This is a genomic window from Gloeocapsa sp. DLM2.Bin57, assembly GCA_007693955.1.
Lineage (GTDB): Bacteria > Cyanobacteriota > Cyanobacteriia > Cyanobacteriales > Gloeocapsaceae > Gloeocapsa.
In genome coordinates, this window is the sequence record RECR01000101.1 from 23,824 (window position 1) to 48,307 (window position 24,484).

At 39.2% G+C, this 24,484-nt stretch carries 23 protein-coding genes and 2 pseudogenes; 13 read left to right on the top strand and 12 right to left on the bottom strand.

Going from position 1 to position 24,484, the window contains the following annotated elements; all coding sequences use genetic code 11:
* Positions 1 to 25: 25 nt before the first annotated feature.
* The gene (locus tag EA365_13395; GenBank protein TVQ43063.1) at positions 26 to 265 is read right to left on the bottom strand and encodes a NifU family protein; all 240 of its coding nucleotides are present in this window, start codon (positions 263 to 265) and stop codon (positions 26 to 28) included.
* A gap of 385 nt (positions 266 to 650) precedes the next feature.
* On the opposite strand from EA365_13395, the gene EA365_13400 reads away from it, so the two are divergent.
* The 4 genes from EA365_13400 to EA365_13415 all read left to right on the top strand — a co-directional run bounded on the left by EA365_13400 (position 651) and on the right by EA365_13415 (position 2,910).
* A complete protein-coding gene (locus EA365_13400) occupies positions 651 to 1,652 on the top strand; it encodes a low-complexity protein (GenBank protein TVQ43064.1) in 1,002 nt (333 codons plus the stop codon).
* A gap of 89 nt (positions 1,653 to 1,741) precedes the next feature.
* Positions 1,742 to 2,122: an adenosylmethionine decarboxylase gene (gene speD / locus EA365_13405; GenBank protein ID TVQ43065.1), complete on the top strand. Its 381-nt coding sequence runs from the start codon at positions 1,742 to 1,744 to the stop codon at positions 2,120 to 2,122.
* A 21-nt stretch (positions 2,123 to 2,143) separates the two neighbouring features.
* Positions 2,144 to 2,416: a hypothetical protein gene (locus EA365_13410; protein TVQ43066.1), complete on the top strand. Its 273-nt coding sequence runs from the start codon at positions 2,144 to 2,146 to the stop codon at positions 2,414 to 2,416.
* A gap of 5 nt (positions 2,417 to 2,421) precedes the next feature.
* Positions 2,422 to 2,910 carry a DUF4079 domain-containing protein gene (locus tag EA365_13415; GenBank protein ID TVQ43067.1) on the top strand — a complete coding sequence of 163 codons (489 nt, stop codon included), beginning with the start codon at positions 2,422 to 2,424 and terminating at the stop codon, positions 2,908 to 2,910.
* Positions 2,911 to 2,943: 33 nt separating this feature from the next.
* Here the strand turns inward: EA365_13415 and EA365_13420 are convergent, their stop codons facing one another.
* The gene (locus tag EA365_13420; GenBank protein TVQ43068.1) at positions 2,944 to 3,426 is read right to left on the bottom strand and encodes a GNAT family N-acetyltransferase; all 483 of its coding nucleotides are present in this window, start codon (positions 3,424 to 3,426) and stop codon (positions 2,944 to 2,946) included.
* Positions 3,427 to 3,578: 152 nt separating this feature from the next.
* Between EA365_13420 and ftsZ the strand changes: the two genes are divergently transcribed.
* Entirely contained in the window at positions 3,579 to 4,832 is a 1,254-nt protein-coding gene (gene ftsZ / locus EA365_13425; GenBank protein ID TVQ43069.1) for a cell division protein FtsZ, read from the top strand.
* A 175-nt stretch (positions 4,833 to 5,007) separates the two neighbouring features.
* Positions 5,008 to 5,088 (top strand): annotated as a pseudogene (locus EA365_13430) (YjbQ family protein).
* 26 nt (positions 5,089 to 5,114) lie between these two features.
* On the opposite strand, the gene EA365_13435 reads toward EA365_13430, so the two are convergent.
* The 3 genes from EA365_13435 to EA365_13445 all read right to left on the bottom strand — a co-directional run bounded on the left by EA365_13435 (position 5,115) and on the right by EA365_13445 (position 7,957).
* Positions 5,115 to 6,401, bottom strand: coding sequence for a glutamyl-tRNA reductase (locus tag EA365_13435; protein TVQ43070.1), 1,287 nt, complete (start codon positions 6,399 to 6,401; stop codon positions 5,115 to 5,117).
* A gap of 119 nt (positions 6,402 to 6,520) precedes the next feature.
* The gene (gene glpX, locus EA365_13440) at positions 6,521 to 7,558 is read right to left on the bottom strand and encodes a class II fructose-bisphosphatase (protein ID TVQ43101.1); all 1,038 of its coding nucleotides are present in this window, start codon (positions 7,556 to 7,558) and stop codon (positions 6,521 to 6,523) included.
* A gap of 123 nt (positions 7,559 to 7,681) precedes the next feature.
* Complete coding sequence (locus EA365_13445; GenBank protein ID TVQ43071.1) at positions 7,682 to 7,957, bottom strand: DNA-binding response regulator; 276 nt, start codon at positions 7,955 to 7,957, stop codon at positions 7,682 to 7,684.
* A 107-nt stretch (positions 7,958 to 8,064) separates the two neighbouring features.
* Between EA365_13445 and EA365_13450 the strand changes: the two genes are divergently transcribed.
* The 5 genes and pseudogenes from EA365_13450 to EA365_13470 all read left to right on the top strand — a co-directional run bounded on the left by EA365_13450 (position 8,065) and on the right by EA365_13470 (position 14,872).
* On the top strand, positions 8,065 to 9,030 hold the full coding sequence (locus EA365_13450; GenBank protein TVQ43072.1) for a carbohydrate kinase: 966 nt from the start codon (positions 8,065 to 8,067) through the stop codon (positions 9,028 to 9,030).
* A 174-nt stretch (positions 9,031 to 9,204) separates the two neighbouring features.
* Positions 9,205 to 11,088: a cadmium-translocating P-type ATPase gene (gene cadA / locus EA365_13455; GenBank protein TVQ43073.1), complete on the top strand. Its 1,884-nt coding sequence runs from the start codon at positions 9,205 to 9,207 to the stop codon at positions 11,086 to 11,088.
* Complete coding sequence (recJ, locus tag EA365_13460) at positions 11,085 to 13,043, top strand: single-stranded-DNA-specific exonuclease RecJ (protein ID TVQ43074.1); 1,959 nt, start codon at positions 11,085 to 11,087, stop codon at positions 13,041 to 13,043. The genes cadA and recJ overlap by 4 nt, the downstream gene beginning before the upstream one ends.
* Positions 13,040 to 13,999, top strand: a pseudogene (locus EA365_13465) (phosphoglycerate dehydrogenase). The gene recJ and the pseudogene EA365_13465 overlap by 4 nt, the downstream one beginning before the upstream one ends.
* A 39-nt stretch (positions 14,000 to 14,038) precedes the next feature.
* Positions 14,039 to 14,872, top strand: a complete 834-nt coding sequence (locus tag EA365_13470; protein TVQ43102.1) for a sulfotransferase domain-containing protein — start codon at positions 14,039 to 14,041, stop codon at positions 14,870 to 14,872.
* On the opposite strand, the gene EA365_13475 is transcribed toward EA365_13470, so the two are convergent.
* The 5 genes from EA365_13475 to EA365_13495 form a co-directional block, all read right to left on the bottom strand.
* Positions 14,853 to 15,944 carry a threonine synthase gene (locus EA365_13475; protein TVQ43075.1) on the bottom strand — a complete coding sequence of 364 codons (1,092 nt, stop codon included), beginning with the start codon at positions 15,942 to 15,944 and terminating at the stop codon, positions 14,853 to 14,855. The two genes, EA365_13470 and EA365_13475, sit on opposite strands and share 20 nt — an antisense overlap.
* 26 nt (positions 15,945 to 15,970) lie before the next feature.
* Entirely contained in the window at positions 15,971 to 17,377 is a 1,407-nt protein-coding gene (locus EA365_13480) for a DEAD/DEAH box helicase (GenBank protein ID TVQ43076.1), read from the bottom strand.
* A 58-nt stretch (positions 17,378 to 17,435) separates the two neighbouring features.
* Positions 17,436 to 18,755: a 30S ribosomal protein S12 methylthiotransferase RimO gene (gene rimO, locus EA365_13485; protein TVQ43077.1), complete on the bottom strand. Its 1,320-nt coding sequence runs from the start codon at positions 18,753 to 18,755 to the stop codon at positions 17,436 to 17,438.
* Between the two features lie 70 nt (positions 18,756 to 18,825).
* A complete protein-coding gene (locus EA365_13490) occupies positions 18,826 to 20,085 on the bottom strand; it encodes a colanic acid biosynthesis glycosyltransferase WcaL (GenBank protein ID TVQ43078.1) in 1,260 nt (419 codons plus the stop codon).
* Between the two features lie 18 nt (positions 20,086 to 20,103).
* The gene (locus EA365_13495; protein TVQ43079.1) at positions 20,104 to 21,093 is read right to left on the bottom strand and encodes an NAD-dependent epimerase/dehydratase family protein; all 990 of its coding nucleotides are present in this window, start codon (positions 21,091 to 21,093) and stop codon (positions 20,104 to 20,106) included.
* 102 nt (positions 21,094 to 21,195) lie between these two features.
* Here EA365_13495 and EA365_13500 point away from each other — a divergent pair, with 102 nt between their 5' ends.
* Both EA365_13500 and EA365_13505 read left to right on the top strand, forming a co-directional pair.
* Positions 21,196 to 21,999, top strand: a complete 804-nt coding sequence (locus EA365_13500) for a phosphorybosylanthranilate isomerase (protein ID TVQ43080.1) — start codon at positions 21,196 to 21,198, stop codon at positions 21,997 to 21,999.
* Positions 22,000 to 22,044: 45 nt separating this feature from the next.
* Positions 22,045 to 23,028: a hypothetical protein gene (locus EA365_13505; GenBank protein ID TVQ43081.1), complete on the top strand. Its 984-nt coding sequence runs from the start codon at positions 22,045 to 22,047 to the stop codon at positions 23,026 to 23,028.
* Here EA365_13505 and EA365_13510 read toward each other — a convergent pair.
* Complete coding sequence (locus tag EA365_13510) at positions 23,009 to 23,395, bottom strand: hypothetical protein (GenBank protein TVQ43082.1); 387 nt, start codon at positions 23,393 to 23,395, stop codon at positions 23,009 to 23,011. The genes EA365_13505 and EA365_13510 overlap by 20 nt on opposite strands.
* A 121-nt stretch (positions 23,396 to 23,516) precedes the next feature.
* Positions 23,517 to 24,392 (bottom strand): polyphosphate kinase 2, encoded by an 876-nt coding sequence (ppk2, locus tag EA365_13515; protein ID TVQ43083.1) that lies wholly within the window; start codon positions 24,390 to 24,392, stop codon positions 23,517 to 23,519.
* Positions 24,393 to 24,484 lie beyond the last annotated feature (92 nt).

Sequence of the window (24,484 nt, forward strand, 5' to 3'; positions counted from 1 at the left end):
GTTAAACCGTGGGTTAACTAATTTACTAGAAAGCTTGTTCTACTTCAGCTATTTCAGGAATAAACTCACGTAAACGACGCTCAATACCCATTTTTAGAGTCATAGTTGAACTAGGGCAAGTACCACAAGCGCCTTGAAGACGTAATCTGACGATCGGTCCATCAATTTCCACAAGCTCCACATTACCACCATCAGCCATTAAATAAGGGCGCATTTCATCTAAAACTTTTTCGACATTATCAGGAGTAAGGGCTAAGGTTGACATATTCTGGTTCTCTCCATTATCTGAATTATCTGAACATATAATTACTGTAACAAAAAATAAATAAACAAAAAGTTAATCTTGTCAAAATAGCTGATTTTAAGTATAATAAACCCATTAACGTCAAGCTGATGGTTGCTTCGTATCAAGTTTAACCAATCACATTTGTATGATACCCAGGCAAGACTTAGGTAAAAAATTAATCGTCTGTATCAAAAAAATGAACGTAGTTAGAGACTTCTCTAGCTTAATGCCCAGACCTGGTTGGTAAAGTAAACCAGGTAGAAGGCTATAGGTAAGATTTACCCAAGATTTAAGACAATTTAGAACACAAAAAACAACAACATCAACTTGGTCAAGGAAAAACCAGGTAAAATTTAACATTTTTATGAGTACTACAAAGCTAGAAAGCGTTAACCAACTCTTGAGTTTGTATCAGCAAGGAGAACGTAACTTTACAGAGGTTAGCCTAGAATTAGCCAATTTTAACCAAGCTAATCTTAATCAAATTAACCTCAAAAAAGCTAGACTAGGACGAGGAAAATTTATCGAAGTCAAATTAATTAGCGCTAATCTTTCTGAAGCAGATTTAGTAGAAGCTAACTTGAGTAAAAGCTTATTAATAGAAAGCAATTTAGCTAAAACCAATTTAAGCAAAGCTCAACTAACTTTAGCAGACTTGAGCGGAGCAAATCTGAGCAACGCCATCTTAACCTCAGCTGATTTGTCCGAAGCTTGTTTAATCGGTACTAGTATGATCAGCTGTAACTTAGCCTATGCTAACCTACAATCAGCTAATCTTACCAGTGCAGTTTTAGCTAAAGCTATCTTAGCAGAAGCTCAATTAACTCAAGCTAACTTGACTCGTGCTATCCTCACTGAAGCTAATCTGAGGGGAGCTTCTTTAAGCAAAGCTAGATTAATTCGTACCTACCTAACCCGAGTTAATCTACGTGGAGCTAATTTAACAGGTTGTGATTTAAGTTTAGCCGATTTACGTCACGCCGACCTCAGAGAAGCTAATTTGAGGGGAGCTTCTTTAGTAGGAGCAAATTTATCCGATGCTAATCTCACTAACGCTAATCTCCATAAAGCTAACCTAGAAGGAGCAGAATTAGCCCGCGCTAATCTCAGAAACGCTAGACTCAGTTACGCTAACCTCAGAGGAAGTAACCTACTCAAAGCTGACTTATCAGAAGCAAATCTAGCACAAGCTAACCTTACCCAAGCAGGATTATTACTCTGTTACCTCACAGGAGCAAATCTAGCCTATGCTAACCTCGATGAAGCTAACCTAATTGGAGTCAATCTCAGGGGAGCAAATTTTTTAGCTACCTCCGTAGAAAACACCATTTTACCCAACGGAACAAAAACTCAGGGTAAAATGTAGTCTAGAATACATAAAATCCTTGAGCAATCAGAAAATTTATGTTATATTAGAGTGTCTGATAACTTGAATATTGCGGAGTATTGAAAAGAATGAACAAAGTGGGGACTCATATAGTAGTAGATGCCTGGCAATCACCCGCTGACCTTCTCAACGATCCAGAAAGAATTCGTCGTGCTTTACTCGAAGCCGTGGAAGCAGGAGAGGCAACATTGATTGATATGTGCGTCCACCAGTTTAGTCCTCACGGCGTAACAGCCACAGTTACCTTAGCTGAGTCCCATATTGCTATTCATACCTGGCCAGAATACGGCTACTTTGCTGCAGATTTATTTTTCTGTGGTAGAGGAAAACCAGAAGAAGCAATGAGAATTTTACGCATAGCTTTACAAGCGAAAGAATTTAAGTCTCAACAAATAGACAGAGGCTTTCCAGGAGTAACAGCTAATACTTCTCTGCAAGGAGTAGCATAAAGTAACCAACTCGGCGCAACAATGACCACTGTCTTCGTAATTTTGCTAATTAGCTTAACACCTTTGCTACTATCTCTGCTATTGCTGCCCAAAGCTAAGCAGAGATGGGAAACAAGATTAAGACAAGCAAGAAATCGAGCTAGAATAACCCCTAACCAAACCAGGGTAAATCGTTATCCTACTCAGATCATAGGTGATATTAGTTGTGTCTATAACGCTCGTTCACCCTATATCCGTTGCGCCGTTAATCCAGCAGGTCCATGTCAAAATTGCCTAGATTATCAACCGAGGTAGAGAAAATGTCGGATTTTTTAACTGAAAAATTAACACCCATCGCCGACTGGTTTAGCTCCCTGGGTACTCCTGAGCCAATCGTACATTGGGGACATCCCTTAATGATGGCGATCGTCATCTTTATCATGGGCACTTTTGTAGGGATAGCAGGATGGAAAGGGAGAATTTTAAGAGAAACAGATAAGGAAGCAGCCCTACAAAGTAGTTCAGCTCATCGTAAATTAGCTCCCTGGTTATTTTTATTCCTAGCTTCGGGTTATACAGGAGGGATTCTCTCTCTATTAATGCAAGGAAAACCGATTCTCGAAAGCCCCCATTTTTGGACAGGTTCGCTTGTTTTAGGATTTTTAGCCCTTAATGGTAGTATTTCCTTATTAGGTTTTAAAACTGGACAACCTATCTGGAGAACGGTTCATGCCTACTTAGGAACTCTTGCTTTAGGGTTATTGGTAGTTCATGCTATCTTAGGACTAAAATTAGGTTTAAGCATTTAAATGTAATCTACAGGCGCGGAAGCGCCTCTAACTTTAGATATTAGCTAAACTAGTTAAATTATCTCCAGTAACCCTACAAATACGCCAATCAGGTAAAATCGCCGCACCAATACTCTGATAAAAGGCGATCGCTGACTCATTCCAGTCAAGTACACTCCATTCTAAACGACCAGCTTCACGTTCCACTGCTAACTTAGCTAGATAAGTCAGTAATTGTTTACCTATACCTTGACGACGGTATTCGGGTAAAATAAATAAATCTTCTAAATAGATACCGCGACGGGTTAAAAAAGTAGAATAATTAGTAAAAAATAAAGCAAAACCAACTATTACTTGATTTACTTCAGCAACGATAATCTCAACACAGGGATCATCACCAAAAACATCTTGAGCTAGATTACTAGCATTTCCCGTCACTGCATCACTAAGGTTTTCATAAGCAGCTAAAGCTTGAATCAAACTAAAAACAGTGGGGATATCTTCAACTTGTGCAGGACGTATTTGAGAATTAAGCATTAGTATAAGTATATCAAGAGAGGACGAAAAAAATAAAAAAATCCAGATTTTAGTGTTATCATTTCCCTATCAAAGGATAATAGTAAATGAAAACTAACCTCTAAAGAGATTACCATAATAATAAAATTAAACTAATCTCCCAATCATGGATTATGACTATAAATAATGATACATATACACCATTAATGACTTCATCTTCTAACTCATCGGAAACACCTAGTAATAATCGTAACCTAAATAATAGTATCCTGTCTCTGCCGAATAACAGCGATAATCGCACCTATAGTCAGGACAAATCTCGTAGTAACCAAATTCTCCCTAGTAATATAGCTCAATTAAAAGTAATTGGGGTTGGTGGTGGTGGTTGTAACGCCGTTAACCGCATGATCGAAAGAGAATTAAGCGGTGTAGAATTTTGGGCGATTAATACAGATGCTCAAGCATTAGCCCACGCTTCTGCCTCATGTCGCTTGCAGGTAGGTAAGAAAATTACCCGAGGTTTGGGCGCGGGAGGAAATCCAGCCATTGGTCAAAAAGCAGCCGAAGAATCCCGGGAAGAAATAGCCAACGCCCTAGAAAATACCGATATGGTTTTTATTACCGCAGGTATGGGGGGAGGAACTGGTACAGGTGCAGCACCCATTGTAGCGGAAGTAGCTAAGGAAATGGGTTGCTTGACAGTGGGAGTAGTCACCAGACCATTTACATTTGAAGGAAGAAGACGGACAAGCCAAGCCGAAGAGGGAATCAACGCCCTGCAAACACGAGTAGATACCTTGATCGTGATTCCTAATAATCAGTTACTAGAGGTGATTAATCCAGATACCCCTATGCAGGAAGCCTTTAGAACCGCAGATGATATACTACGTCAAGGTGTGCAGGGTATATCCGATATTATTACTATCCCTGGTTTAGTTAACGTAGATTTCGCCGACGTTAGAGCCATTATGGCAGATGCAGGCTCAGCTTTAATGGGAATTGGTCTAGGATCTGGAAAATCTCGCGCTAAAGAAGCAGCAGTAGCAGCTATTTCTTCACCCTTATTAGAATCTTCGATCGAAGGTGCAAAAGGGGTAGTCTTAAATATAACTGGTGGTAGAGACTTAACCCTTCACGAAGTTAACTCAGCCGCAGAAACAATCTACGAGATAGTAGATCCTAATGCTAATATTATCTTCGGTGCGGTTATTGATGAGGATCTTCAAGGAGAAATCAGAGTAACCGTCATCGCTACTGGTTTTACAGGGGAAGGTAAAACACCAACTAAGAGTACAACCACCAGAACTTCTGTACGTTCAACAACTCCACCTCCCCCAACACGTCCTCTCCCTAAACCAGAATCATCCTCGGGGTTAGATATCCCCGATTTCCTGCAAAAACGCCGTTTTCCTAATTCTGATAGTTAGCTTAACCGCGATTTTATTGTATAATGAAAGAAGTCAACAAAGCTTAAAATGCTGGTTGAACCAAAAAAAAGTGGGGATGGGCATCGCCTCACTCAAAAACGGCTAATTCTTTACTATCAGAAAAGGTAAGATGCCTACATCGTAATCTTTGATTAGCTGTATCAGTATGTCACGTACTTGGCAAGGTATTTATCTTTGGGAACATCGCGATCGCGGTAATCACAGAGAAATTGTCGTTCATATCCAAGGAATCTAAAAAGGGTGCAAAAGCACCCTCTCACTTTAACTATATTGCTCAGTAGTATCAAGATTGAACAACATCTGTAGAGACTCAAGACAGAGACGACGAGATTCTACATCTTGAAGTCCTCTTAATTGTACCATAGGTTCGTGGAGAATTTTATTAACAATCCCTCTGGTGAGAGCTTCGATAACTTCTTGATGCTTTTCGCCGAATTCTGCACCTAAACGAGATAAAGCTTTTTCTAACTCTTGTTCGCGAATGTCTTCTACTTTACTGCGCAAACAAACGATAGTTGGTACAGTTTCTAAAGATTGATACCATAACTCAAATGCTGCTACCTCTTCCTCTAACAAGTTTTCTGCTTCTATTGCCATTTGACGACGGGTTTCGTGATTAGCAGCCACCACCGCTTTAAGATCATCAACGTTATAAGACTCTAAATTAGGGATAGCACTAACATCAGCAGCAACGTTACGAGGTACAGAAATATCTACAATCATTAATTGCTGTTCAGGTGTTAACACCCCTTGCAATAATTCTTGGTTAAGTATCGGTTGAGTTGCTCCAGTACTAGTAAAAGCTACATCACAATTAGCGATCGCTTCTAACATAGCTGAGAGTGGTTGAATTTTGAGAGTAGCGTTGGGGAATTGTTGAGCTAATTCTTGAGCGCGTCTTTCCGAGCGATTAACGATGGTAATATCTTCTGTTCCCTTAGAGAGGAGATGTTGTACCAGTAAACGGGACATTTTACCCGCACCAATAATGGTAACCCTAGTACTCCTGAGATCACTAAGTTTATTAAAGACTAATTCTACCGCAGCCGAGCTAATAGAAACCGCACCTGTACCGATATTAGTCTCACTTCTAACTCGTTTTCCCGCTGTCATCCCTTGTTTAAACAAACGGTCTAATAATTGTCCAATTCCCTGGTACTTCTGGGCTAATTTGTGAGCAGTTTTAACTTGAGCGAGAATTTGTCCTTCTCCGAGTACGAGACTTTCTAAACCTGCAGCTACGCGCATCAGGTGTCTAACTGCGTCTTGATGAAGTAAGATAAATAGGTGTTTGCGTAAATATTGGTGAGGTATTTCTCCTGTTTCAGCAAGAAATTGGATGATTTCTACTACCCCTTGTTTGCTATCTCTAGTAACTGCATAGATTTCTAAGCGATTGCAAGTACTAATGATGCTTACTTCTAAAACGTGGGGATAGTTACGTAAACGATTAATCGCTTCTTCGATTCTCGCTTCAGGTATGCTGAGTTTCTCACGAATTTCTACTGGTGCTGTTTTGTGACTTAAACCTACAACTACAATATTCATGTGTTCTCCCAAGTGTTTATTATCTGCAATGTAAACTCACATTGCGGTTGAAAAAATATTTTGCTAAAAAAATTCATATTTATCCTAGAGATGGCAATAATACCACCTCTAGTTAGATCTTACTTCAATTGTAAGGCTTTTGGTTCATCAAACAGATGGATTGTATCTACAAAGCGAGCGGTTTTTGACTGAGTAGAGATAACTAAACTTTGTGTTCTCGCTCCACCATGAAAGAAGCGTACACCCTCCATTAGTGTACCAGGAGTAATCCCACAAGCCGCGAACAATACGGTATTACCGCTAGCTAGTTCTTCACAACTGTAAACGCGATCTGGATCGGTGATACCCATTTCTTGGAGTCTGGCGATATTTCCTTCTTTGCTTTCACCGATTAAACCAGTTTTGACAACTTCGGGATCATAGATTAATTGTCCTTGGAAATGACCACCTAAACAACGCATAGCAGCTGCGCTAATAACTCCTTCTGGTGCTGCACCAATACCCATGAGAGCATGAATATTAGTTCCTGAAAAAGCACAAGAAATAGCTGCAGAAACGTCTCCATCGCTGATTAATCTGACTCGTGCTCCTGCTTCACGAATTTCTTGGATTAATTCTTGGTGACGGGGGCGATCCATCACCACTACTACTAATTCTTCAATGGTGCGATTCATGCAATCAGAGAGAATTTTAAGGTTTTCTGTAGCGGATTTGTTAATATCTACGTGGTTTTTAGCTACAGCAGGTGCTGCGAGTTTTTTCATGTAGAAATCCGGCGCTCTGAATAAGCCACCTTTTTCAGAAATAGCTAAAACAGCCATCGAGCCATTTTGTCCATAAGCTACTAAGTTTGTACCTTCACAAGGATCTACAGCGATGTCTATTTCTACTAGTTCATCGGGATTGCAGTATAATCCAGCGTTTTCTTGAGTACAAATACCTACTTCTTCCCCAATGTAGAGCATTGGCGCTTCGTCTCTTTCACCTTCACCGATGACGATACGACCACGCATATGAATTTTATTCATTCTCTCGCGCATTGCTTCTACTGCTACATGGTCGGCGGTATTTTTGTCACCTTTTCCCATCCATTTAGAAGACGCGATCGCTGCTTGTTCTACAACTTCTATGATTTCTAAGCTGAGAGTACTATCCACTGATTCCTCCTGATTGAGTTTTTGCTGTTCTAATCTACCTCTCAACTCAAAAGTCTATCAGAGTAGGGGATCGCGTTGATTGTTGTCTTAAGTTAGTTTATGTTAAGTTTTGTTATGAACTTTTTAAGTTTCTGATTCTTGAGCCGATTCGGGGATCGTACAACAGTTTACCTCATCAATACAGATTTTCCCCCATTGCAGCGCCCAACGCACTAATTCTACGCGATTATCTGTACCTGTTTTGGTTAAGATATTGCTAATATGATTATCAACTGTTCTTTTGCTGATCTCTAGATTTTCCGAAATCTGTTGATTGGTTAAGCCACTAGCTACTAATTCTAATATTTCTAATTCTCGATCAGAAAGAGTCGCATAACTCGGACTTTTTTTATTATTCATAGGTATTTATTCAGTAGTATAATTACTTAATCTTTGGCTATATTGTAGATGATGTTCTTTAAACCTAGGCAAAAATTACAGTTTTTTTTTAATTAAGGCAATTAATCATGAAAACAATTCAGGTTTTGTGTTTGGGAGAAATTCTCATTGACTATTTAGCAGATCAAGTAGAAACTAATCTAGAGCTAGTTAAATCATGGACGGCTTATCCTGGAGGAGCATTGGCTAATGTAGCCTGTTCTTTGGTCAAATTAGGCACAAAATCAGCTTATATTGGCTGTATTGGTGCAGATGAGTTGGGTAAAGAACTAGAAAAAGTCTTGTTAGCAGTAGGAGTAGATACAACGGGGTTAGTAATCCTGCCTAGTGCTCCAACTCGTCGAATCTATGTGTTGCGATCGCCCGATGGAGAGCGCACCTTCGCAGGATTTGGGGATTATTCCCCCGATGCTTTTGCTGATGCTTATTTACAACCAACTAACCTACGTGAAGATTTATTTATCAATGCAGATTTTTTGGTACTCGGAACATTAGAATTAGCTTACCCTATAACTCGTAAAGCAATTTGGCGAGCTTTAGAATTAGCCGATTATTATAACCTCAAAGTAGTTGTTGATCTTAATTGGCGTAAGTGTTTTTGGCTTAACCCTGATGAAGCTAAACCACTGATTAAGCAGTTATTAAAGTCTGTAGATTTTCTCAAACTATCTCAAGAAGAAGCAGAATGGTTATTCAATAGCACAGATGCAGGAGCAATCGCCCATCGTGGGGGTGATTTTGAAGGAGTATTAGTCACCGCAGGAGCAAATCAAGTTAGTTATTGTTTAAGAGATAACGAAGGTAAAGTTACACCCAAAAGTTTTACAGTAGTAGATACCACGGGAGCAGGAGATAGTTTTCTCGCGGGTTTTATTCATCAATTAACTCAACAAGGTATTAATGCTCTCGACAATCCCGATACAGCTAAAGATATAGTTAATTATGCTTGTTTAATAGGGGGTTTAACCACCACTAAATTAGGAGCGATTTCTGCTCAACCAACCCTAGCAGATGTACAACGGTTAATATGTTAGGTTGAACGGTTTTAGGGGTTATTCCAAATGCGCAAATTAAGAATTAAGAATTAATTATTTTTTCGCGCATTCGCTCATTCTACATTCTTCATTTCCCTCTTACCCCTCTCCCTCTAAGTTTTACTTATCAACATAGATACAACAAAATCTGTTAGTTTTTTTACCTGAATTAAGATGATTACAAAGTTTAATTGGTTTAATCAACAATCAGAAGCCATTGCCGCTTTTATCTGTGCTTTATTATTAATCCTCGGTTGGCAAAGTTATCAACAAGATTGCTTAGTTTTATCTTTAATATTATTATTTAGTGCTTATATTATTGGGGGTTATGCTAGCACGATTTCGGGGATAAGTACCCTGATTGAAGAAAAAGAGTTAGACGTTGATTTGTTGATGATTGTAGCTGCTATTGGTGCTGCAGGTTTAGGTATTTGGCAAAATAATTATAGTCTGATTCTCGATGGGGGAATCTTGATTCTGGTATTTGCTATTAGTGGAGCATTAGAAACTATAGCAATGCAACGCACAGAACGTAATATCCGCTCTTTGATGGAAAATACACCCGAAACAGCTAGAGTAATTAATAACCATCAAGAAAAAATTATCGATGTTAATCAATTAGAATTGGGCGATCGCGTTTTGGTGAAACCAGGAGAGTTAATACCTATTGATGCTAAAGTAGTTTCAGGTCAAAGTACGGTTAATCAAGCACCAATTACCGGTGAGTCTATCCCTGTAGATAAAGACGCTGGAGATGAAGTCTTCGCAGGAAGTTTAAATGGTAATGGTGTACTTACTTTAGTTGTGACAGAATTAGCAGAAAATAGTCTGATTCAACGAGTAGTTAAATTGGTAGAGTCAGCTACTCAAGAATCTCCCCCTAATCAGTTATTTATCGAAAAATTTGAGAAAATCTACGCTCGGGTAATTATTATTGCTAGTATCTTTTTAGCTAGTTTACCACCAGTTTTATTAGGGTGGAGTTGGACAGATACTATTTATCGTGCTTTAATTTTTCTAGTGGTAGCTTCTCCTTGTGCTCTCATGGCTGCGATTATGCCTACACTACTTTCAGGTATCGCTAATGGCGCTAGAAATGGTATTTTATTTAAAAATGGTGCTCAATTAGAAAAAATTGGTAATATTGAGGCGATCGCTTTTGATAAAACTGGTACTTTGACTACGGGAGAGTTACGGGTAGTTGAGGTTATCCCTACTGAAAATTATACCCCTGAACAAGTATTAGCTTTAGCTGCTTCTTTAGAAACATATTCGGAACATCCTATCGGTGCAGCAATTGTGAAAGCAGCGCACAATCAAGCTTTAACCCTACAAAGAGCAACTCAGATTCAAGCCTATACAGGTCAGGGAATTACTGGTTATATTCAAAATAAGTCTGTTAGTGTGGGTAAAGTCCAATTTATCGCTGATTTACTGAAGATATCTTTAGATAGCGATGATTATCACACCTCAACTCAAGTTTTAGTCATTCAAGAAGAACAAATTATCGGAAAAATTCTCTTGGCTGATACTATACGTTTAGAAGCTACTAATATTGTCCAACAATTGCGGGATCGAGGTATAAAAGAGATAGTTATGCTCACAGGTGATAGTAAAACTACCGCACTTAATGTCGCTCAAGCAGTGGGTATTACCGATGTTTACCATGGATTAATGCCAGAAGATAAACTAGCTATCATACGTGGACTACAAACTAAATATGGTAAGGTAGCTATGGTGGGAGATGGTATTAATGATGCTCCCGCTTTAGCTTTAGCTGATGTAGGAATAGCGATCGGTGGAGTTAGTACAGATGTAGCCTTAGAAACCGCAGATATTATTCTCATGGCTAATAGTTTGGAAAAACTTCCCCTAGCTTTAAAATTAGGTAAGCGAGTTAATAGGGTAGTTAAACAAAATATCATTTTTGCTCTTAGTTTTATCGTAATTTTACTCTTGGCTAATTTTTTAGGTCAAATTAATATGACTACAGGAGTAATTGGTCATGAAGGTTCAACTTTAATCGTGACTCTCAGTGGAATGCGTTTATTAAAATGAATAAAAAGATACCCCAATCCCGTTGGTTATTCGCTAAACCAGACTTAGCCAAAATAGAATTATTGACTCAATCATTAGCTATCTCTAGTTTAATGGCGCGAGTAATCATTAATCGAGGTTTTGATAACCTAGAAGATGCTCAATTTCATCTACAACCCCAATCGGTATCTTTACCCTTACCTTTAGCAGAATTTCCCGATTTAAGTAAAAGTGTGACTCTCCTAGTAGAAGCGATCACCAATCAAGACAAAATAGCTATTTGTGGAGACTACGACGCTGATGGAATGACGAGTACAGCTCTATTATTGCGCACTTTACGTTATTTAGATGCAAAAGTTGATTATGCTATCCCTAGTAGGATGAATGATGGTTATGGTATAAATGAACGTATAGTCAGAGAATTTGCTGAAGAAGGAGTTAGTTTAATTATTACAGTAGATAATGGTATCTCAGCTTATGGAGCGATCGCTTTAGCCAAAGAATTAAATCTAAAAGTCATTATTACAGATCATCACGATTTACCCGAAACTTTACCTCCTGCTAATGCTATCTTAAATCCTAAGTTAATATCTACTCAATCACCCTATTATGGTTTAGCAGGAGTCGGTGTAGCTTATCTTCTCGCGAGTAATTTAATGGCTAATTATGATAACTCTAGAGAATTAGAATCAGAATTATTAGCTTTATATACTCTAGGTACTATAGCTGATTTAGCTCCTCTGATTGGTGTAAATCGTCGTTGGTTACAACAGGGTTTAAGGTTACTTCCTCAATCCTCAATTAAAGGTATTCAAGCTTTGATGCAAGTAGCGGGAGTTAGTGATACACTTAAACAACTTCGCCCTGAAGATATAGGATTTAGATTAGGACCACGTATCAACGCGATTGGAAGGATAGATAATCCCCAAATAGTGATTGATTTACTTACCACCGAAGATGAGGGATTAGCTTTAGAGTTGGGGATGAAATGCGAACAAGTGAATCAACGACGTCAACAACTTTGTAGTGAAATCGAACAACAAGCGATCGCCCTGATTGAAACTAAACCCATTCCTTGGCGAGAGAAACGGGTTTTAGTCATTGTACAATCAGATTGGCATCATGGTGTTATTGGTATTGTAGCATCTCGTTTGGTTGAACGTTACGGAGTCCCCGTATTTATTGCTACCTATGAAGAAGATAACCCAGAATTGATTAGAGGCTCAGCTCGTGGTATTGAAGAATTTAATATCTTTCAAGCCTTAGAATTTGCTCAAGAATGCTTGATTAAATACGGTGGACATAAAGCAGCGGGAGGATTTGGCTTATATACAGCTAATTTAGCAGCTTTTGAGGAGAAATTAAGTTTATTTGCCCATCAATGTCTGCAACCTCATCATCTCAAACCTTTAGTGAAAATCGACGCAGCAGCAAATTTTAGGGAACTTAATCAACAATTGTATCAAGAAATAGATCGTTTACATCCTTGGGGTATCGCTAATGATTATCCTATCTTTTGGACTCCGAGAGTAAAAGTTTTAGAACAACAAATAGTAGGTAAACAACATCTCAAACTAACCCTAGCTCAAGAAGATGATACCATCAAAGCGATCGCCTGGCGTTGGCGCGAATATTTTCCTCTACCACCAGAAATAGATATAGCTTATCAACTCAGAGAAAATAATTATCAAGGACAAATCAATATTCAATTAGAATTAGTCAGTATTCGTCTTCCTGAAATGGCTACTATTAAGGCTAATTTTACCTATAGAGATCATCTTTATTATTGCAGTTATTGGGCATCTGTACAAGAAATCAGAATAAAAAGTCCCACAGGTAAAATTTTAGTGGTCAATATGGTTAAAAATCAAGGTATATTAGGAACTTCTAGAGATAATGCTTACTCTGTAGATATCACTCAACCACCCTACCCTGAAATTATCCATCTCGCTAAACAAGTTTTAGGTCAACAATGAACAAAATCTTGATTACCCATCCTATTCATGAAAGCACAATTACTGAATTAGGATTGGTCAACTCTGTAGTCACTAAAGTTGATAATCATATCTATTTATATCTTCCCGAAATTGGCGCTAACCAAATTCCTGATGAACAAAACGACCCCACTATTACTCAATTATGTCAAACTCTTAGAGATTTTCAACCCCATGTTTTGATAGTTGGTAGTAATGCAGTGCCTAAACGAGCTATGATAAGTTGGCGCGAAGCAGTAGGTAACCAACCAAAACTCCTAATCATTCGCAGAGGAGTAGATACAAGAGCTATTGACGTAGTAGCAGCAGGAACACAAAATATTCAAGTAACTAACCTTCCTGGGATTAACTCTCCCTACGTTGCACAACATTTATTAAAATATTTACAACTTGACCAAGCCCAAGAACATAGTAAAATAGCTATTATTGGTGTAGGTAATATCGGTAAGGAAATCGCTATTGAAGCTATTAATTACCAACTTAATGTACATCTCTTTAGTCCCTCTTTACAAGACGTCAATAAACGTTTAGAAACCTTAAATAAGCGCGGAATTGACTCCACACAAGTAACTTGTGCTTCGAGTCTTACCGCAGCTATTCAAGGCGCAAAATATGTAGCTATAGCTATACCCTGGTTAAATGAGTCAGGCATACCCAACGCTAATTTAATTACTGCAGAGCATATAAATAGTTTAGCAGCAAATGCTATTATAGTCTCAGCTTCAGTACCTGGTATCTTCTCCCCTACAGCTTTAGCAGCAATGGCTAATTTAGCCCAACAAGAATGTTTAACCCTGCGTATCGATACCGCTAAACGTCATGCCGAGTCTGCTAAAATTAAGTATCCACACCTGGATATCGCCCATAATCAAGCTTTTGCTAGCCCTGAATGTCAACAAGCCCTAGATAAGGCTATGCTAGCTAAAGCCAGGAATTTTGGACTAAAACCTAGTTATCGTCTTTATAATGGCTTCAGGATGCCCCTAGGCTTCCCTCCTGAAGGATTTACTAGTGGTATCCAATATCAGGCAACCCCTGAAGATACTTTTATCGTTACTTATCCTAAATGCGGTACAACCTGGACACAGTATATTATCTGGTTACTGATTCACGATGGACAACCTATGGATGGTAATCAAACTCTTAGTCAAGATCTACCCCATTTAGAGGAAGTAGGTAAAGAAATAGTCAGCGCATTATCTCCTCCAAGATTCATTAAAACTCATTTACCCTATCATCTCACTCCTCATCATCCTGAAGCTAAATACATCTACGTCGCGCGCAATCCTTTTGATTGTGTGGTTTCTTTTTATCACCATACCCGCGGTTTTGTCCAACATTATGATTTTGCTGAGGGTAGTTTTGCTGAGTTTTTTGATTGTTTTTTAGCAGGAGAGGTAGATTTTGGGGATTATTTTGAGCACTTGTTATCTTGGTATGAGCATTATGATGATGATAATCTTCTGTGGTTAACTTATGAAGAGTTAAAGGCTAACCCCAAGGATAAGATTAAAGATATTGCCCAATTTTTAGGGGATAATTATCTAAAAAAACTGCAAAATTCGGAAATATTATCTAAAGTTATTGAATATAGTAGTTTTAATCAGATGAGTCAACAACAACAAAGATGGTGTAGTCAAAGACCACAAAATATGCCACCTTTTATCCGTAAAGGAGAGGTAGGAGATTGGCGTAATTATTTGTCTGAGCAACAGTTAACCTTACTTAAACAAAAATTAATCACCAAAACTCAAGGTACAGAATTAGCCAAACTTTGGTCTATTCCCGATGCTAAAATCCTACTAGATTAGCTACTACCTCTAAATCAGGAATTACACCAGATTTGACGCTATTATTACTGTATTTAATCGCTGCGTCGGGATCTTTTAAACCATTTCCAGTAAGTACACAAACTACCGTACTCTCAGAAGGAACTTGATCTCGACATTTCAGTAATCCTGCTACTGAAGCTGCACTAGCGGGTTCACAGAAAATACCTTCTTTACTAGCTAATAATCTATAAGCTTCCAGAATTTCTGCGTCTGTAACGGCGTTAAATTCTCCCTGACTAGATTCTTGCGTAGCGATCGCCTTATCCCAATTAGCGGGGTTACCGATACGTATAGCGGTAGCGACGGTATCTGGGGAAGCGATAGGATGACCTGCGATTAAAGGAGCAGATCCCGCGGCTTGAAATCCCATCATTTTGGGTAATTTTTGACATTTACCCAGTTGATGATATTGACAGAATCCCATCCAATAAGCGGTAATATTACCCGCGTTACCTACTGGTACACAGAGCCAATCGGGAGCATCTCCTAGGGTATCCACCACCTCAAAGGCTGCTGTTTTTTGTCCTTCGAGACGATAGGGGTTGAGAGAATTAACCAAAGTTACTGGATAATTCTCGGCGAGTTGTTTAACAACGGTTAAAGCTTGGTCGAAATTACCATCAATAGCGATTACTTCTGCTCCGTATAGTAAAGCTTGTGCTAATTTTCCCAAGGCTACGTAACCATCAGGGATAATTACCAGAGCGCGCATTCCACAACGACGGGCGTAGGCTGCTGCTGCTGCCGATGTATTACCAGTACTGGCACAGATTACGGCTTTTGCTCCTGCTTCTTTGGCTTTAGAGATTGCCATAGTCATCCCCCTGTCTTTAAATGATCCTGTGGGATTGAGACCATCGTATTTAACATATACCTGGACTTGGCGACCGATTTGGGCTGCTATTTGAGGTACTGGTATCAGGGGGGTATTCCCTTCGAACAGGGTGACCACAGGGGTGGTTTCAGTTACGGGGAGATAAGGGCGATAGGCTTCGATGATACCAGACCGGCCCTGGGTTAGAGAGGTTGGGTTATTAGCTAGCTTGACCACTGGAGACTATTGACTTATAACAACAATTAACGTGACTGATTAGATGCGGGGGTTTTTTTAAAAACGCGCCCGTTAGATTTGCCTTTGATAATGGGTTTAGAAACACCTTTTTCTGGTACTTCCCAATCTGTTTTCAGCCAGCTAGGACAGTTTTGGTCATAAATCATTTGTAAAGCCGCCGCGGCGATCGCTTGAGAATCGTATTCACTGCTTAATTCATTAACTATGGATAGGAATGATGCCATTCTTTCTCCTGCTAGGGCTTCTTTGATTTGTTCTTGCAGTTTAGCGATGCGATGAGCTTCTACTTGAGCGCGGGTGGGTATTTCACTAATAGTGATCGTTTGTCTGAGTCTGCGTTCTATTTGACGCAGTAAACGGCGATCAATCGGTTGTACTAGAGATATTGCTTTACCTGATTTTCCAGCGCGACCTGTACGACCTATTCTGTGGATATAGGTTTCTGCGTTATCTGGTAGGTCGTAGTTGAATACGTGGCTGAGATTTTCTACGTCTAATCCTCGGGCGGCGATGTCTGTTGCTACTACTAGACGGATGCTACCATCACGAAAACGTTGTACTAATCTTTCTCGTTGTACTTGAGATAGGTTACCATGGTATTCATAAATATTTTGTCCGTTTTCTTGCAGTTTTTGACAGAGTTCTGCTGCGGTCTTTTTGGTACGCACGAAGACAATCGCTGCTTCTGGTTCCTCTAGTTCTAGAATTAGTTGCAGTACCTGGACTTTTGACCAGCTACGGGGAATCATATACACTTGCTGCTCGATTTTTGTCGGTGCTGCTTTGGGTTGTGATACTCTTACGGTAACGGGATCTTTGAGGAAGTTTTGTACTAGTTCTTTAATCGCTGGGGGCATGGTAGCCGAGAAACAAGCTGTACTACGTTCTGTGGGAGCTTGTTTGAGGATTTTTTTGACATCATCGATGAACCCCATACTCAGCATCTCATCTGCTTCGTCTAGTACTACCCATCTTAATTCCGATAGGTCTAGTTTTCGGCGTTCTAACAGGTCAATGATTCTTCCTGGTGTCCCTACCACAACTTGTATTCCTCTTTCGAGACTACGAATTTGTCTTTCTAGGGATTGTCCACCACATACTGTTAAAACTCTTAGTTTTCTGTTTATTTTAAAGTCTTCGATCGCTTGGGCTACTTGTTGAGCTAATTCGCGAGTTGGTGCTAAAATCAGGGCTTGTACAGCGGGATTATCTACTGATATTTGTTCTAACAGAGGTAGAGAATAAGCTGCGGTTTTTCCTGTCCCTGTTTGGGATTGACCTACTACATCTTGTCCTTGTAATAGTTGGGGTATAGCTTGGATTTGTATTTCAGTTGGTTCTGTAAACCCTAATTCTTCTAGGTGTTCTACACGAGCGTCTGATAATCCTAAATTTTTGAAAGAAATGGTCATATAGTTTTGATTGATTTTTGTTTGCTTTTTCTAGTTTTCTCTACTTAACGTAGATTGGTTAATTGACTACAACCTCTCCATAGAGGTCATAGATATCAGCTCCGGTGATAGTCACTGGTACTATACTTCCGAGTGATGCTTGACCTTGAACATAAACTAGCCCGTCTACCTCGGGAGCAAACCTGCTTGAGCGTCCTATCAACTCTCCCGTAGATGGGTTTTCCTGTTCAATTAGAACCTCAACCGTTTGACCAACACAGGCTTGATTTTTCTTAGCCGCTATCGGTTGTTGTCTTGCCATTATTTTACTGTGGCGTAACTCTTTGATTGCTTCTGGTACTTGGTTGGGAAGATTATAAGAGGGTGTTTCAGACTCTGGCGAGAACTTAAAAACCCCCACATGATCAAACTGATGAGTTTCTACAAATTTTTCCAAATGCTCGAAGTGGGTTTCTTCTTCTCCTGGAAATCCTACAATGAACGTTGTTCTTAATATAGCATCCGGCAGAGCATTTTTGAGCTTTTCTATTATTCTATCATTAACTTGCCCTTGCCAGGGTCGATTCATTTTTTTGAGAATCTCTGGGTGGGAATGTTGTAGGGGTAAATCCAGATAGGGTATAACGTTTGGCGTTTCTTGAATTGCTTTTATTACTTTATCTGTTAATCCTGTGGGATAGGCATAGTGTATCCTAATCCAGGGGACATCTACTTTCCCTAACTCTTTAAGTAATTCGGCTAGTTTTGGTTCTCCGTATAGGTCTAGACCATAATTGGTGGTAATTTGAGAAATTAAGATTATCTCTTTTACCCCTTGATCTGCTAGTGTTTCTGCTTCTTTGACGATTGATTCGATGGAGCGCGATCGCTGTTTCCCGCGCAATTGAGGTATAATACAAAAAGAACAACCATAGTCACAGCCTTCGGCTACTCTGAGGTAGGCTACTGCTTCTGTGGTAGTCCGATAGCGAGGTAAATTCTCATCAGCTATATATACTGGTTGCTTAGATACTGCTTGGACTCTTTCTCCTTGTTCTACCGCCTCGATCACTTCGACAATTTTATAGTAATCTCCTGTACCCACCACCGCTTTAGCTTCTGGCAATTCTGCTAGTAGCTCTGACTGGAAGTGTTGCGCCATACAACCTGCTATAATTATTTTCTTATCAGCTTCTGCTAGTTCTACCAGGGTTTTTACTGATTCTGTTCTAGCAGCTTCGATAAAGCTACAGGTATTGACGATGACATAATCGGCTATTTCTTCATTTGCATCTACTTGATAGCCTGCTTGTATTAGCAAGCCTAACATATGTTCTGAATCTATGCGATTTTTTTCACAGCCTAAGTGAGATATAGCGATGATTGGCTTTTTGCCCATAGGTAATGGTTACAGGTTTTACTCATGCAGTTTTAATTATCTTTTAAAAATCTTAACATATTAATTTAAGTTATAGTGAAGATGTTTGCAGATTTTCTCTGACAGGTAAGTGGGCTACTTGTTCTGGAGCATCAAGATAGGTTCTCATGATTTTGGCTAACCAATTAGCTTCTTGATTAAGATTAAAGTCTGTGGCTACTTTTTTTCTACCTGCTGTCCCTAATTCCTGTCTCAATTGGGCGTCTTTAATCAGTAGGGTCAATTTTTCTGTTAAGCTGTTTACATCTCCTGCAGGTACTATATAACCACTAACCCCATTTTCTACCAATTCATTTACTCCTGCAATTTGAGTAGTTACTACTGGTACTCCCCCGGCCATTGCTTCCATTAAGGATACTGAGACTCCTTCAGCAAAACTTGGCAGTACATAAATATCGGTTTGTTGTAATTGTTCTCTGACTTGGGCTTGAGATTTATAACCAAGAAATTTGACGTTATCTTCTATCCCTAATTCTTGCACTAAAGATTCTAATTTAGCTCTTTCTGGACCGTCTCCGATTAAATTGAGACATAATTCGGGAAAAATGGTTTTCAGTTGGGCGATACTGGCAAAGAGTATGGGTAAACCTTTAACTGAAGCTAATCTGCCTAAATACAGTAGATTTAACCCTAACCCCTCATGAGTAACGGGAGTAAATAACTCTGGATCTACTCCACAATGAACGATATACATTTTCTTCCAGGTATCTGTAGAGCCAAAAATCATGCCTTGACTGCGACAATAGTTACTGATACAAGCAACAAATAAAGCGCGCTCAATTTTGGCGTCAAGTCTCCAAACATAGGGATTAAAAAAAATATAAGGACCATGTAGAGAAAAACTAAAGCTAAAATCTCCTAAAGCAGCAGCCAACATCGCTACAGTACAACTCGAATCACCAAAATGATTGTGTAGATGCTGTATTTGCTTTTGGCGAATTTGTTGAGCGACTATCCCTGCTTCGAGAAAATAAAATAATTGATAGATTGTCCCTATAACTCCATAGCGACGAGTACTCCAAGCTAAACCTAGGGTTTGTAAATATTTCCCAGGACGAGTAAATAATAGGCTCAGATGGGCTAATAGTAACTGTATAGGCTTAATTGGTAAGATATAAAAGGTGTTATCTCTTTCTTGTTGTTGTTCAGGTCCTACTATATGTTCATCACCTGTGGGACGAATGGAAAAAGTATAAACTTGAGCGCCTTGATTGCGCAATGCTGCTATTTCTCGTTGTATAAAGGTATCTGTTGCTCTAGGGTATTCACCCGTCATATAAGCGATACGCATATTTATCTTTTTTACTCCTTAGTTATGGTAGATTTTGGCTAAAGCTTCTTCTAGAGAGTAACTCGGTTGCCAATTTAAAACTTGTTTAGCTTTTTGGTTACTGTAGTTTAAGGGTTTAAAGCGAGCATTAAGACGAGATGGTATGAGAATTCCTGGTATTTTAGCTTTGCCTTGTAGTAATTTTTGCTGAATAAACCAAGCTAAATTGGCGATCGCCAACATAACAGGAAGTGGCATAACGATACTAGCGGGATTTTGAGATGATATTTGTTGCAGTTTTTGAACGTAAACTTTTTGGGTAGGTAAATCATCATCAACTAGATTAATGGTTTCCCCAATAGCTGTATCACTTTCTACAGCGAGAATGATTGCTTCGGCGCAGTTTTCTACATAAATCAAAGGCATAATACTATTATTGCCAATACGTAGCCATAGTTTCTCAGAAACAGGATTACCTAAACAAGCATTCCAGAGATAATCTTTACCATAAATCATTCCAGGACGAATAATGGTGACTTGACCTCCTGCTTGAGCGAATTCTCGATATTTTTCTTCTTGGATAAGTTTAGTTTGAGCGTAGATATCTCTGGTTTGGGGATTTGTTTCTCTAGGTGAGTTTTCGTCTAGGGTTGTTCCCACAGGGATTGACAAATAGTCGTAAACGGAAAAAGTACTAATAGCGATTAGTCTTGTGACACCTGTTTGGCTCATTGCTGCTAGTAAATTTTCTGTAGTAACAACAGTTCCTTGATATTGAGTAGCATAGTCACCGGTTTTAGCAGCAGCAAGATGAATCACTGCGTCTATTTGGTCTAATGCTGTTACTATCCCCTGGTTTTGAGTTAAATCTAGAGTAATAATTTCTCTAGCTGGATGATTAGTCCAGGATAGGTTATTTAAGTTTGTTTGTGGTCGCACTACGGCTTTAACTTGGTGTCCTTGCTCTAGAGCCTTTGAGACTACGTAACTACCGAGAAAACCTGACGCACCTGTAACTAATAATTTCATAAACTATTTTTCCTAGGTTCTCTTGTACAATTGAATTTTTGGCATGATACTGCATTATGAATAGTATTTTTAAACAATGATAGGTTATTAGGTAAATAGAGAGTGGATTTAAATCAAATTTTCCAAACTGCAAACCCCATTATTGGTGTTGTTCATTTGTTACCCCTACCTACCTCTCCTCGTTGGGGAGGTAATTTAAAGACTGTGATTGAAAGAGCAGAACAAGAAGCCGCCGCTTTAGCCGCGGGTGGAGTAGATGCTATTATCGTAGAGAATTTTTTTGATGCTCCTTTTACTAAAGGTAAAGTCGATCCCGCGGTAGTGAGTGCGATGACTTTGGTTATTGAACGCTTAATGAATTTAATTATGTTGCCAGTAGGAGTCAATGTCTTAAGAAATGATGCTCAAAGTGCTTTAGCGATCGCTAATTGTGTGGGTGCGCCTTTTATTAGAGTTAACGTCTTAACGGGTGTGATGGCGACAGATCAAGGCATAATCGAGGGTTGCGCCCATGAGTTATTACGCTATAGAAGAGAATTAGGCAGCAATAGTGCGATTTTAGCCGATGTTTTAGTCAAACACGCTCACCCCCTCGGGACAACTGATTTAAAAACAGCGATCCAAGAAACCATTGAGCGAGGTTTAGCCGATGGAGTAATTATCTCAGGACCTGCGACGGGAATTCCTCCTAGTTTAGAAGATTTACACTTAGCTGCAGGAGTAGCTAACAATACCCCTATCTTCATAGGAAGTGGCGCTACTTGGCAAAATGTGAGCCAATTGATGAAAGTGGCTGATGGTGTGATTGTGGCTAGTTCTTTAAAACGTAATGGCAAAATTACTGAACCAATCGACCCCTTACGAGTGTCTCAATTTGTAGAAGCTTTCCCCAGAAATGAAGACTAAAGTTTTAAAATGAACAATAAACCAATTATTTGAGTTACTAAGAAAATGATTAGTCGTAAACGTTCTACACCTTGGATTCACCGTTGGTCTCGTTGGTTAATCGGGGCGATCGCTATAGCAGGAGCTATTTTGACTGCCTATCTTACTATTGTTAAATTACAACAAGGAGATGTTGGCTGTGTTGTTGGTGGTAGTGGAGGTAGCTCTAATTGTAATGATGTACTGAATAGTCGTTATGGAGAAGTTTTTGGTCTTCCCTTGAGTTTATTTGGTTTTTTAGCTTATCTAGCTATGTTCAGTTTTGCTCTAGGACCTTATCTGTTAAAGGGAGAAACCAGTAAAACCCTAAAAAGAGAGGTTGATAATTGGACTTGGTTATTTTTATTGATTGGGTCTGTTGCTATGGCTGTATTTAGCACTTACCTAATGTTTATCCTCTTTTCTGAGTTAAAAGTTCCTTGTTTATATTGCATTACCTCGGCTATTTTTGCTTTTAGCTTACTAACTTTAACCATTGTGGGTCGAGACTGGGATGATCTCGGTCAAATTTGGTTTACAGGAATTATTGTAAGTTTGATTACTTTGATTGCTACTTTGGTTATTTTCAACAATTCTAGTCAAATAGCAGAGCAACCAGACCCAACGGGGAGAATTGCTATTCCTGTAATTACTACACAACCTCAACCACCCGAAGGATGGGAAGTTACTACCACTTCTGGTGAAGCTGAAATTGCTTTAGCCGAACACCTTACAGCAATTGGGGCTAAGTTTTATGGTGCTTTTTGGTGTCCACATTGCCATGAGCAAAAACAACTTTTTGGTGCAGCAGCGCTTAAAAAAATCAATTATCTAGAATGCGATCCCAATGGGGTTAATCCTCAATCCCAAGCTTGTGTTGATGCTCAAATTCAATCTTATCCAAGTTGGGAAATTAACGGAGAAATTTATAGGGGTACGCAAACTCTAGAAAATCTTGCTCAATTCTCGGGTTATGAAGGTCAAACCGATTTTAAATATAGTTTACGTTAGTTTCTGTGGCTAAAGTTCTAACCCAACCGCGAAATAAGAGCATTTCAGTACGAGTACTTAAACTAGTCACGAAAATTCCTTCTTGCTGTTGGGGAGGAGAAACAATCCAAATACCTTTGATAATAATTTCTACAGAATCACTGAGATGACCGTCAATTTCTAAGTTGTTTTCGAGTTCTACCATAGCTTCTATTTCTTCAGTAAGTTCGGAATCTTTAGGGATATTAAAAGAAGCGATAGTAGGTTCAAAGTTAATAGGAATACTAGCGGAAACCGAGAGAATTAGTCGAGCATAGAGCCAATTATTTAAGGAATCTTCGAGTAATTCTAGGTTAACGTTATCTTCTGTGTAGGTAAGTTTGAGCATGATTCTAACGAGTCTCCTTAATTATTGCTTACGAAAGTTGTTTGAACTTGACAATAATTAGCTACATTTTTTGTCCAACAATTTTCGGAAAATTTTTTAAGGAGACTAAATTTTTTTGAAACTAGTAATAACTAGGGACAAAAAACTGTTCATTGAGGGGTGGACGCACGTAATCACTAGGAGCTGCTTCACGTGGTGGTAACTCTATTGCATCAGGGGTGAGATCTTCGTAGGGTATTTTACTAAGAATATGTCTGATACAGTTGAGTCTTGCTCTTCTTTTGTCGTCAGCATCTACTGTAAACCAGGGGGCTTCAGGAATGTTGGTATGAGCAAACATTTTATCTTTAGCTTGAGAATATTCTACCCAACGTTCACGAGAAGCTAAGTCCATGGGGCTGAGTTTCCAACGACGCACGGGATCGGTTAAACGAGAATGAAATCTAGCGTCTTGTTCGCGATCGCTCACTGAAAACCAGTATTTAAGTAAGACTATTCCCGATCGCACTAACATTCTTTCTAATTCAGGACAAGAGAGCAGGAATTCTTGATATTCTTCTTCAGTACAATAACCCATTACTCGTTCAACTCCTGCGCGGTTATACCAACTTCTGTCAAAGAGAACTAGTTCACCTGCTGAGGGAAAGTGGGTTACATAACGTTGAAAGTACCATTGAGTTTTTTCTTGGTCTGAAGGTACACCAAGGGCGACGACGCGACAACCACGAGGATTAAGAGGCTCGGTGATGCGTTTGATTGTACCACCTTTACCCGCTGCGTCTCGTCCTTCAAAAACGATTATTACGCGCAAACCAACGTGTTTAATCCAATATTGCATCTTGACTAATTCTACGTGGAGTCTGCGCAATTCTTTTTCGTAGAATTTTTTATCTAGTTTGCTTAATTCTTCTTCGCTGATATTATAGCCATTATCAAGCAATAGAGATGGTTCGTAAAGGTCTTCATTATCAAGTTTTTTCTTCTTTTTTTTACCCATATGCTATACCTTGGTTATTTTTGACTATTGTATTTTACTATACTTGACTCTCCCCACCAGAATTGTCAAGTACAGACATTATGGGAGGCTTT